Genomic DNA, 10,962 nt, shown 5'->3' on the forward strand with positions numbered 1-10,962 from the left:
CGGCTGGAAATCGCACTGCCCGGCGGGGCGACCGCCCTGCGCGAGGCGTTGGCGTTGCGCGGCTGGGCGCTTGATCCGGTGGGCGCCGATCTGGTGCTGCGGCGACTGCCGGCACCGGTTGCGCCGCCGCCGACCAAGCCTGCTGCACCAACGCCCACACCGCCCGGCCGATGAGCGCCGCGCCCGAACCGGCGCTGCCGCTGGCCTGGCCGGTCGATCACAGCCCTGACCGGCTTGCCATCACCGAGGCCAATCGCGCCGCTGCCGCCTGGCTGGCGGCCCCAAGCCTTTGGCCGGTGCCGGTAACGTTGATCGTCGGGCCGGAAGGCAGCGGCAAGACCCACCTGGCGCGCTGGTTTGCCGCCCATCACCGGGCGCAGGTGATCGAGAATGCGGAAAGGCAAGACCCGGAAAGCCTGTTCCACGCCTGGAACGCCGCCACCCGCGAAACGCCGCTGCTGCTTACCAGCCCTCTCAGCCCGCGCGATTGGGGCCATGGCCTGCCCGATCTGGCCAGCCGGCTGGCGGCGACGCCATTGGTCAGGCTCGGTGAGCCGGATGATGAACTGCTCGGCGCCGTGCTGGCCAAGCTGTTCGGGGAACGCGGCATCAAGGTGGGCGATGATCTGATCCGCTGGCTGGTGGTGCGCATCGAGCGCAGCCTTGTGGCGGCGCAGGCGGTGGTTGCGGCGCTGGATGCTGCCGCGCTTTCCCGCCGCCGCGCCATCACCATTCCCTTCGCCCGCGAAGTCGTCGACGGGCAGGGCGAATTCGGTTTCTAGGCCGTGAACGCATGAAATCCACCCTTCGTGATGGCCCGGAGAAGCCAAATCGGCGTTGGCGGAAGGCGAAGGCGGGGCAAAGCCCCCCAGCGAGCCGCCCGACGACGTTGATTTGACTTCTCCGGGCCACCGCAGGCGGGATTGTGCAGCCCGATGCAGCGCTCGCTGCGCTTGGGCGGTAGCGCTGCTACCGCCACGGCGCTTGCTCACTCGCCTCGGGCTGCACAATCCCGTCCCGACGGGTGAATTTCATGCGTTCACGGCCTTTAGTCGCCCAGCCGGTCGAGCGCGTGGCGGGCGGTGGAGACGACGGCGCGGAACAGCAGCTCCAGCACCCAGCGCAGGAAGGCGCGGGACAGGTCCTTGGCAGCCGTCGCGGCGCGGCCGAGGAACTTGAAGATCGCCCTCACCAGGGTCGAGATATAGGCGGACAGTTCGAGCGAGGCTTCGACTCCAGCCGCCAGCACCGACGCGATGCGATCCAGCAGCGTGGCGCCCACGGTCAGCACCGAACCCACCACCACTTGTGCTGCGCGCTTCAAGATCCAGGCCAGCGCGTCGCCGATCAAGCCGAGCAGCCGGGCCGATCCCATCACGAAGCCGTTGGTGACGCCGCCTTCGGCCAGCCAGCGCTGCAGCTTGATACCGCTGTCCGGCTCCTGCCCGACGACGCTGAGGCCCGACCAGCTCATCTCGCCGACGCCGGGCACATAGCTGTCGTCCATGCCGTGATATTTCGGATTGATGATGCCGCCATCTGTGTTGGGCAGGGCAAAGGCGTCGCCCGGTGGCGCGTGGAAGAACGGAAACAGCGGGATCATCGGCACCGGATCGGCCGGGTGGAAGACACGGCGGATATTCTCGCTGCCGATATTGTTGTCGAGCCATCTGACGAAGGCCCAGTTGCCGACACGCGGCGCGCCGAACGTGTAGATGGAGACCCGGCGTTCGCCGCGCGCAATCAGGGTCGCGCCGTTCAGTGTGGCCAGCGCGCCGCCCAGGCTGTGGCCGACGATGTGGATGCGGCGGAACGGGCCGGCCGCCCGCAGCGACTGGTCGATCTGGCTCTGCATCGTCTCGCGCAGTCGGTTGAAGCCGGCGTGGACCAGCGCGCCGCCTGGCCCCACTTCCATGGCGATGGTCAGGTTGGTCAGCCAGTCTTCGACGCTGGTCTTGTACGTGCCGCGCGTCACCAGCAGCAGATCGCCTTCATAGGGCGTGTTGGCCTTGCCGCGCGCCAGATAGCCAAAGCCTGACGTGGTGCGGAACATGGATATGCCGGCCCGGCCGGATATGGGCGTGTTGGACGTGATGTCGAAAAACGCCTCCGTGCCCAGCGTGCGGCCACGCGCGGCCAGCCCGGCCATATCGGTGGTGCGCAGGCCATAGACGCCGGTGGCCGCCGCAGCGGCAAGCGCTGGGGTCAACTGGGTCATGGCTGCGCCTTTCCGGTCTCGCCAAGCGGGCTGATGGTGGCGCGGCCATAGACCGGGCCATTGTGGGCAATCGGCGCATCGAGGATCACGGTCACCGCCAGCGCACTGGCCTGCTTTCCGGCGCCCAGTTCGCCGCCGGCGCGATAATTGCGCTTGTCGAGCATCCACACATCAACTGTCTGGCCGGCGTGGGTGACGCGGATGGTCTGTTCCACGAACGGTTCGTGCGGCAACCAGGCCCTGAGGCCACCGCGCCGGCTGACGGCGGGCAGGCGGAAATTGCCCTGGGCATCGGTGGTGGTGCTGTCCTTGCCCTTCTCGTCGGTCAGGCCCCAGTCCCAGCTGCGTTCGACACTGGCGCCAGCCACCGGCGCGCCGCCCGACAGCACCTGGCCGTGCAGTTCCGAAAATATCACCATGTCGGCCATGTCATTGCACCCTGAAAGCGTGGCGGCAGCCAGCAGGGCGAGCGCCAGCCTGGCACCGTTTGGCCGGTTGCTGCGGTTCATCTGCTGCTGCAAAATCTGGCTCCACCCCGTCGCCGTCCTGCGAATGCCTTGATTTGTCTGCCGCTCTCGGGGCGGAGTCAACAGGCCGGCGCTGCTTTCCCGTCGCGTTTGGACACTACCCAGCGGCGATTGGCCGGGGTAAAGCATCGGCCATGCAAATTGCGCCCGATCTGCTTCCCAACCAGCGCTACATCAACCGCGAACTGTCGTGGCTGTCGTTCAACGAGCGTGTGCTGGCCGAAGCCACCAACCGCGCCCATCCGCTGCTGGAGCGCCTGCGCTTCCTGTCGATCTCGGGCAACAACCTCGATGAATTCTACATGGTGCGCGTCGCCGGTCTGCGCGGCCAGGTGCGCGGCAATATCGACACGTTGAGCGCCGAAGGCATGACTCCGGCCCAGCAGTTGCTGGCCATTGCCGACCGCGCTGACCTGCTGATGGAAGAGCAGCAGCGGGTGTGGAGCCTGCTGGTCAAGGAACTGGCGCGCGCCGATTTCCAGGTGATCACCGCCGACCAGTTGGGCAAGGCGGAGCGGGACTGGTTGCAGACGCATTTCCTCGACCAGATTTTCCCGGTGCTGACCCCGCAGGCCATCGACCCGGCACACCCGTTCCCGTTCATCCCCAACAAGGGCTTTTCGCTGATCCTCGAACTGCGCCGCCAGTCGGACGATGAACTGCTGCGCGCGCTGTTGATGTTGCCGGCGATGCTGCCGCGCTTCATCCGGCTGCCCGGCAAATCCGTGCGCTGGATCAGCCTTGAGAACACCATCCGCGCCTTCTTCGGGCAATTGTTTCCCGGTTACGATCTCATCGGCGATGGCGCCTTCCGCGTGATCCGCGATTCCGACATCGAGGTGGAGGAAGAGGCCGAAGATCTGGTGCGTTTCTACCAGACCGCGCTGAAGCGGCGGCGGCGCGGCGAGGTGATCCACCTCACCATGGAGGAAAATGCCCCGCCCGGCCTGTTGATGCTGGTGAAGAGCCAATTGGGCGTGGAAGACCGTGATACCATCCTGGTCTCCGGCGTGCTGGGGATCAACGATCTGGCGCTGCTGGTGGAGGAAGACCGGCCCGACCTCAAGTTTGAACCGCACACGCCGCGCTTCCCCGAACGCATCCGCGAGCATGGCGGCGATTGCTTTGCCGCGATCCGCGCCAAGGACCTGGTGGTCCACCACCCTTATGAAAGCTTCGAGGTGGTGCTGGCCTTCCTGCGCCAGGCCGCGGCCGATCCCGACGTGATCGCCATCAAGCAGACGCTGTATCGCGCTGGCAAGAACTCGCCCATCGTGCGCGCCCTGATTGACGCGGCCGAGGCCGGCAAGTCGGTGACGGCGGTGGTCGAGCTGAAGGCGCGCTTTGACGAGGAACAGAATATCCGCTGGGCCAGCGAGCTGGAACGCGCCGGCGTGCAGGTCGTCTATGGCTTTGTCGAATGGAAGACGCACGCCAAGCTGAGCATGGTGGTGCGGCGCGAGGGCGCGGCGATCCGCACCTATGTGCATTTCGGCACCGGCAATTATCACCCGGTGACGGCGCGCATCTACACCGATCTGTCGTTCTTCACCGCCGATCCGGTGCTGGCCCGCGATGCCGCGCAGGTGATGAACTATATCACCGGCTATGTGCAGCCGACCCGGCTGGAGAAACTGGCAATGGCGCCGCTCGCCATGCGCAGTCGGCTCTATGGCCTGATCGACGAGGAGATCGCCCACGCGCGAAAAGGCCGGCCGGCAGCGATCTGGGTGAAACTGAACAGCCTGGTTGATACCGGCATCATCGAGAAATTGTATGAAGCAAGTAGTGCCGGCGTCGAGATCGATCTGATCGTGCGCGGCATCTGCTGCCTGAAACCGGGCGTGCCCGGCCTGTCGGACAATATCAGGGTGAAATCGGTGATCGGCCGCTTCCTCGAGCACAGCCGCATCTGTGTGTTCAGCGGCGGCCATGAACTGCCCAGCCGCCATGCACGCGTGTTCATCAGTTCGGCTGACTGGATGCCGCGCAACCTCGATCGCCGCGTGGAGATCATGGTGCCGATCGAGAATCCCACCGTCCACGCCCAGGTGCTGAACCAGGTGATGCTGGCCAATCTGAAGGACAACCAACAGAGCTGGGAAATGGACGCCGGTGGCCATTATGCCCGGGTCGAGGTCGGGCGCGACGATCCGTTCAACCTGCATCGCTATTTCATGACCAATCCCTCGCTGTCAGGCCGCGGCCAGATGAAGGATGCCAAGGCGGTGCCGGTGCTGGTGCTGCCGGATGAAGATGAGGATTTGAACGAGCAGACCGATGCCGCCGGCCTGGCCTGAGCGCATTTTGGAGCGCTGGCGGCCGGCCTCAACGCCGGCGGGCGCCGATGATGACCGCTGCGCCATCATCGACATCGGCAGCAACTCCATCCGCCTTGTCGTCTATCACGGCCGCACCCGCATGCCGGAGACGATGTTCAACGAAAAGGTGATGGCCGGGCTGGGGCGCGGGCTGGCCGCCAATGGCCGGCTGAGCGACAATGCCATGGACGTGGCGGTGGCTGGCCTTCGCCGCTTTGCCGCGCTCACCCGGGCCATGGGCGTCGCCAATGTGCGCACTGTGGCCACAGCGGCGGTGCGTGAGGCGAGGAATGGCCACGACTTCATTGATCGGGTCGCTGCTGAATGCGGGCTGGCGATCGAGGTGATCGATGGCGAGGCCGAAGCGCGCGCCGCCGCCATGGGGCTGGTGTCGGGCATTCCGCTGGCCGATGGCGTGGTCGGCGATCTGGGTGGCGGCAGCCTGGAACTGATCCGCGTATCGGGCGGCGAGATGGGCAACCGCATCTCGCTCCCCATCGGCGCGCTGCGGCTGGATGCGGTCAGGAAGCGCGACCGCCGCGCGCTGGCGCCGTTCATCGCCAAGGCGCTGGACAAGGTGGATTGGGCCGGGGAAGGCAAGGGCCGGCCCTTCTATACCGTGGGCGGATCATGGCGGGCGCTGGCGCAGATCCACATCTGGATGACCGGCCATCCGCTGCCAATCGTGCATCAATATGAGATGCCGGCGAGCGCCCCGGCCAAGCTGTTCCGCAGCCTTGCGCACACCGATCTCGCCACGCTGAAGGCCGTGCCGCATCTTTCGACCTCGCGGCTGCCGTCACTGCCGGGGGCGGCGATGCTGCTGGCGGCGGTGGTCAAGAAGCTCGGATCGTCCAGCGTCATCGCCTCGGGCTTTGGCCTGCGCGAAGGGCTGCTCTATGCCGATCTCCCGCCGGAAGAGCGGGCGCTTGATCCGCTGATCGCCGCGGCCCGAGCCGAAGGCGCGCGCCAGGGCCGCTTTGCCGAACATGGTGACATGCTGTTCGACTGGATGGACCCGCTGTTCAGCGACGAACCGGCCGGGGATCGCCGCCTGCGGCTGGCGGCGTGCCTCTTGTCGGACATTGCCTGGCGCGCCCACCCGGATTTCCGCCCGGAACGCGGCGTTGACGTGGCGCTGCATGGCAATTGGGTGGCGGTCAATTCGGCAGAGCGGGCAGCGCTGGCCTGCGCGCTGCATTATTGTTTCGGCGGCAGTCCCGATGCGCCGGTGATGGCCACGTTGTTGCAACTGGCGCCGGTGCAGCTGCTGGCCCGTGCCCGCGCCTGGGGGCTGGCGCTGCGCCTCGGTCAGCGCCTCACCGGCGGCACCGCCGTCGGGCTGGCCGCCAGCCGGCTGGAACGGGCCGGCAATGCACTGCTGCTTCGGGTGGGCAATGGCCATGTCGATCTGGCCGGTGGCGACGCCGTGCAACGCCGGTTGAAGTTGTTGGGCGCGGCGCTCGGGCTGCAGCCGCAGATGGAGCTCAGCTGATGCACGTTGCCATCCTCACCTTCGATGGCTTCAACGAGATCGACAGTTTCGTGGCCGCAGCGATCATCAACCGGCTGCGTCCGCTTGGCTGGATGGCGCACATCACCTCGCCAGCGGTGCGCGTCACTTCGATGAACGGCGTGGAGATCGCGGCCCAGCGCCCGATCGAATTTGCCGCCGAGGCTGATGCCGTGATCATCGGCAGCGGCATCAAGACGCGCGAAGTGGCCGAAGATGCGGCCCTGCTGGCCCGGATCAGGCTCGATCCGACCCGACAGCTGATCGGCGCGCAATGTTCGGGCACGTTGCTGCTGGCCCGCTTGGGCCTGATCGGTTCGCTGCCGGCCTGCACCGATCTGATCAGCAAGCCCTGGGTGCAGGCGGCCGGCGTTGACGTGATCGATGCGCCGTTCGTGGCGCACGGCAATGTCGCGACCGCCGGCGGGTGCCTGGCTTCGCCCTATCTGGCGGCGTGGATCATGGCGCGCGGCGCTGGCTGGGAGGCGGCAGCGAGCGCCCTCCATTATGTTGCGCCGGTGGGTGAGAAGCAGCGCTTTGTCGAAAGTGCGCGGGCTGTTGTCGCGCCGTTTCTGGAGCCAGTGCCAGCTTAATCGCCGCTCAACTGGCTCATTTTCAGTTTGCCGTCGGTGACAGCAAAGCCAAGCCGGCCTTCCACCAGCGCCAGTGCATCGGCGCCAAAGATGTCGTGCCGCCAGCCCTGCAGCACATCAAGGCCATCGCGCTGGCCGGCGGCGAGCAGTTCCAGATCATCGGCGCGCACGATCAGGCGCGGCGCCACGCCGGCTTCCTTGGCGCGGATCTTCAGCAGCAATTTCAACAGGTCAGCGATCAGCGCGCCTTCGCTCGACAGGCCCGGCCGCTGCGGCTCGCGCGCCGGCAATTCCTCGGGGTCGAGCGGCTGCGCCAGTTCCAGCGCTTCCATCAGACGGGCGCCGATGGCGTTGCCACCCCAGGCCGCCGACAGCCCGCGCACCTTGGCCAGATCGGCCTGGGTGCGGGGCGGTGAGGAGGCGAGATCGGCCAGTGTCTCGTCCTTGACGATGCGGCCGCGCGGCACATCCTTGTCCTGCGCTTCCAGCTCGCGCCAGCGCGCCAGCGCCTTCAGCCGGCCCAGCACGTCGGGCTTGCGGCTGGGCAGGCGCAGACGCAGCCAGGCACGTTCCGGATCATTGGCATAGGTGGCCGGATCGGAGGCGCGCGCCATCTCCTCGTCCAGCCACTCGCCGCGGCCGGTGCGGCGGAGCTTGTCGACCATCTTGGGGAAGATGCGGGCGAGGTGGGTGACGTCGCCAATGGCATAATCGATCTGGCGATCGTTCAGCGGCCGCCGCGCCCAGTCGGTGAAGCGGGCGCCCTTGTCGATATGGATGTTGGTGTAGGCGGCAACCAGGTTGGTGTAGCCGATCTGCTCGCCCAGCCCCAGCGCCATGGCGGCGATCTGGGTGTCAAACAGCGGCTGCGGCGTCTTGCCGGTCAGATTGTAGATGATTTCCAGATCCTGCCCGCCGGCGTGGAAGACTTTCAGAACCGGTTCTTCGACCAGCAGCTTCAACAGCGGCGTGAGATCGAGATCGGGGCTCTTGGGATCGATGGCGGCGGCTTCGTTAAGGCAGGCGACCTGCACCAGGCACAGATCCGGGTAGTAGGTGCTCTCGCGCATGAATTCGGTGTCCACCGCGACGAAATCGGCGGCGGCCCAACGGGCGCAAAGTGCTTCGAGAGTCGCGGTGTCCGTCACCAGCGGATGAATCAGCATGGCGCCCGTTACTCCAATCTCGCCGCTTGACAAAGCGGTGAATGACGTGTGCTAGCCGCCGCTCACGAACAAAGTTCCTGGAACCGCCAAAATGCACGCTTATCGCACCCACAACTGTGCCGCCCTGCGCGCCGCCGATGCCGGCCAGACGGTTCGCCTGTCGGGTTGGGTCCACCGCAAGCGCGATCATGGCGGCGTGCTGTTCATCGATCTGCGCGATCATCATGGCATCACCCAGATCGTCGCCGGCCCATCGTCACCGGCCTTCCCGGTGCTGGACCGGATCAGGCAAGAATCGGTCGTCACCATCACCGGTGAGGTGGTGCTGCGCGAAGCCGGTGCCATCAACGCCCGGCTGCCGACCGGCGAGGTGGAGGTGCGCGCCAAGGACATCGTGGTGCAATCGGCCGCCGATGAACTGCCGATGCCGGTGGCGGGCGAAGCGGAGTATCCCGAAGACATCCGCCTGAAATATCGCTTCCTCGATCTGCGCCGTGACCGCCTGCACCAGAACATCATCTTGCGCAGCCAGGTGATCGCGAGCCTGCGTCGCCGCATGATCGATCAGGGTTTCACCGAGTTTCAGACGCCGATCCTGACCGCGTCGAGCCCGGAAGGCGCGCGCGATTACCTGGTGCCCAGCCGCGTGCATCCGGGGAAATTCTATGCGCTGCCGCAGGCGCCGCAGATGTTCAAGCAGCTGCTGATGGTGGCCGGCTTTGACCGCTATTTCCAGATCGCGCCCTGTTTCCGCGATGAAGACGCCCGCGCTGACCGTAGCCCAGGTGAATTCTACCAGCTCGATTTCGAAATGAGCTTCGTGACGCAAGAGGACGTGTTCGCTGCCATCGAACCGGTGCTGGCCGGCGTGTTCGAGGAATTTTCCGGCTTTGGCGGCCGCGAACCCTGGTCGGTCACCAAGGGCGCCTTCCCACGCATTCCCTATGCGGAATCGATGCTGAAGTACGGCAACGACAAGCCCGATCTGCGCAACCCGCTGATCATCAGCGATGTGTCGAGCCACTTCGTCGGCTCGGGCTTTGGCCTGTTTGCGAAGATGGTCGAGGGCGGCAGTGTCGTGCGCGCCATTCCGGCGCCGGGCACCGCCGACAAGAGCCGCAAGTTCTTCGACGACATGAACGAATGGGCGCGCAGCGAAGGCTATGCCGGCCTGGGCTATGTCACGCGCAAGGCCGGCGAGTTCGGCGGCCCCATCGCCAAGAACCATGGCGAAGCCGGCATGCTGGCACTCTATGACGCGCTCGGCCTTGGCCCGGACGATGGCTGCTTCTTTGCCGCCGGCAAGGAAAAGGACGCCGCCAAGCTGGCCGGCCTCGCCCGCACCCGCATCGGCACCGAACTGAACCTGATCGAGCACAACGCCTACAAATTCTGCTGGATCGTCGATTTCCCGATGTTCGAATATGACGAGGACGCCAAGAAGATCGACTTCAGCCACAACCCGTTCTCGATGCCGCAGGGCGAGCTGGAGGCGCTGGAGACGCAGGATCCGCTGACCATCAAGGCCTATCAGTATGATATCGTCTGCAACGGCGTCGAACTGTCGTCGGGTGCGATCCGCAACCACCGGCCGGACATCATGTACAAGGCGTTCGAAATCGCCGGCTACACCAAGGAACAGGTCGACGAGAATTTCTCCGGCATGATCAACGCCTTCAAGTTTGGCGCCCCGCCGCACGGCGGCTCGGCGCCGGGCGTTGATCGCATGGTGATGCTGATCGCGGATGAGCCCAACATTCGCGAAGTCATCGTTTTCCCGATGACGCAGAAGGCCGAAGACCTGATGATGAACGCGCCGGCGCCGGTGACGCTGAAGCAGTTGCGCGAATTGCATATCCGCGTGGTGGACTGACATGTCCGGTGCCGCCCGGCGAGCGCGGTAGAATTTGCAAGCAAGTCTGAAGAGGCAAGCCGCCCGGGCACACCCTGGGCGGCTTGCCGTATCTTCTGCACTGGTGCCGGACGTCAATGTGGTCCGTTGCCTTCTGTAAATAATCTGTTATTTTTTCATTCATGTTGATGTTCGCGTTGGGCATCGACAACGGGGGAGTGTGAGATGCGCAGGTTTCTGATTGCGGCTTCTGTTCTGGCCGCCGCGACGTCGGCGAGTGGGACGGTGACCACCTTGTCGGGCAGCTTCACGGCGACTGATTGGAGCGTCTATTTCGGCACACCGGCGCCGCCGCCGATCACGCCGCTGTTTCTCAGCTACTCCGTTACCTTCGACGATGCACTGACGTACAACAATGACGCGAACCCGCTCACCATCGTCAGCACCAACATCCCCTATCCGATCAAGTTCAGCTTCCAGGCCAACGGCACGGGTTATATTCTCGCGTCGAGCGGCGATCCGAGCAGCTGCACCCATTTCCCCAACACCTTCTGTGCCTTCTTCAGCACGTCGGCGCCGAGCAATCCCAATTTCGTCGAGCAGTCTGGCGACACTGGTGGCTGGCGCGCGAACACGATCACGCCTGGGATCGGTGCCGTACCGGAGCCGGCGAGCTGGGCGATGTTGATTGCCGGCTTTGGCCTGGTCGGCGCGGTCTCCCGCCGTCGGCGCGGCGCCGTCGCGGCCTGATCGGGCTTGCTTCAAGGCCGGC

The 10,962-nt window shown here is 65.7% G+C and carries 9 protein-coding genes; 6 read left to right on the top strand and 3 right to left on the bottom strand.

Annotated elements, in window-relative coordinates; translation table 11 throughout:
• The first annotated feature begins 170 nt into the window (after positions 1–170).
• Positions 171–782 (top strand): HdaA/DnaA family protein, encoded by a 612-nt coding sequence (locus GJ693_RS01630; protein ID WP_156254595.1) that lies wholly within the window; start codon positions 171–173, stop codon positions 780–782.
• 266 nt (positions 783–1,048) lie between these two features.
• Here GJ693_RS01630 and GJ693_RS01635 read toward each other — a convergent pair whose 3' ends face one another.
• The gene (locus tag GJ693_RS01635; RefSeq protein ID WP_156254596.1) at positions 1,049–2,218 is read right to left on the bottom strand and encodes a lipase family protein; all 1,170 of its coding nucleotides are present in this window, start codon (positions 2,216–2,218) and stop codon (positions 1,049–1,051) included.
• The gene (locus GJ693_RS01640) at positions 2,215–2,727 is read right to left on the bottom strand and encodes a carboxypeptidase-like regulatory domain-containing protein (RefSeq protein WP_156254597.1); all 513 of its coding nucleotides are present in this window, start codon (positions 2,725–2,727) and stop codon (positions 2,215–2,217) included. Before GJ693_RS01640 ends, GJ693_RS01635 begins: the two co-directional genes overlap by 4 nt.
• A gap of 152 nt (positions 2,728–2,879) precedes the next feature.
• Here GJ693_RS01640 and GJ693_RS01645 point away from each other — a divergent pair, with 152 nt between their 5' ends.
• The 3 genes from GJ693_RS01645 to GJ693_RS01655 are packed head-to-tail and all read left to right on the top strand — an operon-like array spanning position 2,880 to position 7,172.
• On the top strand, positions 2,880–5,045 hold the full coding sequence (locus GJ693_RS01645; RefSeq protein WP_156254598.1) for an RNA degradosome polyphosphate kinase: 2,166 nt from the start codon (positions 2,880–2,882) through the stop codon (positions 5,043–5,045).
• The gene (locus tag GJ693_RS01650) at positions 5,026–6,561 is read left to right on the top strand and encodes a Ppx/GppA family phosphatase (RefSeq protein ID WP_156254599.1); all 1,536 of its coding nucleotides are present in this window, start codon (positions 5,026–5,028) and stop codon (positions 6,559–6,561) included. Before GJ693_RS01645 ends, GJ693_RS01650 begins: the two co-directional genes overlap by 20 nt.
• The gene (locus GJ693_RS01655; RefSeq protein ID WP_156254600.1) at positions 6,561–7,172 is read left to right on the top strand and encodes a DJ-1/PfpI family protein; all 612 of its coding nucleotides are present in this window, start codon (positions 6,561–6,563) and stop codon (positions 7,170–7,172) included. The genes GJ693_RS01650 and GJ693_RS01655 overlap by 1 nt, the downstream gene beginning before the upstream one ends.
• Here the strand turns inward: GJ693_RS01655 and rnd are convergent.
• Complete coding sequence (gene rnd / locus GJ693_RS01660) at positions 7,169–8,338, bottom strand: ribonuclease D (RefSeq protein ID WP_156254601.1); 1,170 nt, start codon at positions 8,336–8,338, stop codon at positions 7,169–7,171. The genes GJ693_RS01655 and rnd overlap by 4 nt on opposite strands.
• 91 nt (positions 8,339–8,429) lie before the next feature.
• Between rnd and aspS the strand changes: the two genes are divergently transcribed.
• Together aspS and GJ693_RS17435 are read left to right on the top strand one after the other, a co-directional pair.
• On the top strand, positions 8,430–10,211 hold the full coding sequence (gene aspS / locus GJ693_RS01665) for an aspartate--tRNA ligase (RefSeq protein ID WP_156254602.1): 1,782 nt from the start codon (positions 8,430–8,432) through the stop codon (positions 10,209–10,211).
• Positions 10,212–10,415: 204 nt separating this feature from the next.
• Positions 10,416–10,940: a PEPxxWA-CTERM sorting domain-containing protein gene (locus GJ693_RS17435; protein WP_235902546.1), complete on the top strand. Its 525-nt coding sequence runs from the start codon at positions 10,416–10,418 to the stop codon at positions 10,938–10,940.
• The last annotated feature ends 22 nt before the right edge of the window (positions 10,941–10,962 follow it).

It is taken from the genome of Sandarakinorhabdus oryzae, assembly GCF_009733735.1.
Classification (GTDB): Bacteria; Pseudomonadota; Alphaproteobacteria; order Sphingomonadales; family Sphingomonadaceae; genus Sandarakinorhabdus; species Sandarakinorhabdus oryzae.

What these genes read in the sequence shown, in the direction of transcription:
- GJ693_RS01650 (WP_156254599.1), top strand. Translation starts at nt 5,026, where the DNA reads ATGCCGCCGGCCTGGCCTGAGCGCATTTTGGAGCGCTGGCGGCCGGCC.
- rnd (WP_156254601.1), bottom strand. Translation starts at nt 8,338, where the DNA reads ATGCTGATTCATCCGCTGGTGACGGACACCGCGACTCTCGAAGCACTT.
- GJ693_RS01640 (WP_156254597.1), bottom strand. Translation starts at nt 2,727, where the DNA reads ATGAACCGCAGCAACCGGCCAAACGGTGCCAGGCTGGCGCTCGCCCTG.
- GJ693_RS01630 (WP_156254595.1), top strand. Translation starts at nt 171, where the DNA reads ATGAGCGCCGCGCCCGAACCGGCGCTGCCGCTGGCCTGGCCGGTCGAT.
- GJ693_RS17435 (WP_235902546.1), top strand. Translation starts at nt 10,416, where the DNA reads ATGCGCAGGTTTCTGATTGCGGCTTCTGTTCTGGCCGCCGCGACGTCG.
- GJ693_RS01635 (WP_156254596.1), bottom strand. Translation starts at nt 2,218, where the DNA reads ATGACCCAGTTGACCCCAGCGCTTGCCGCTGCGGCGGCCACCGGCGTC.
- GJ693_RS01645 (WP_156254598.1), top strand. Translation starts at nt 2,880, where the DNA reads ATGCAAATTGCGCCCGATCTGCTTCCCAACCAGCGCTACATCAACCGC.
- aspS (WP_156254602.1), top strand. Translation starts at nt 8,430, where the DNA reads ATGCACGCTTATCGCACCCACAACTGTGCCGCCCTGCGCGCCGCCGAT.
- GJ693_RS01655 (WP_156254600.1), top strand. Translation starts at nt 6,561, where the DNA reads ATGCACGTTGCCATCCTCACCTTCGATGGCTTCAACGAGATCGACAGT.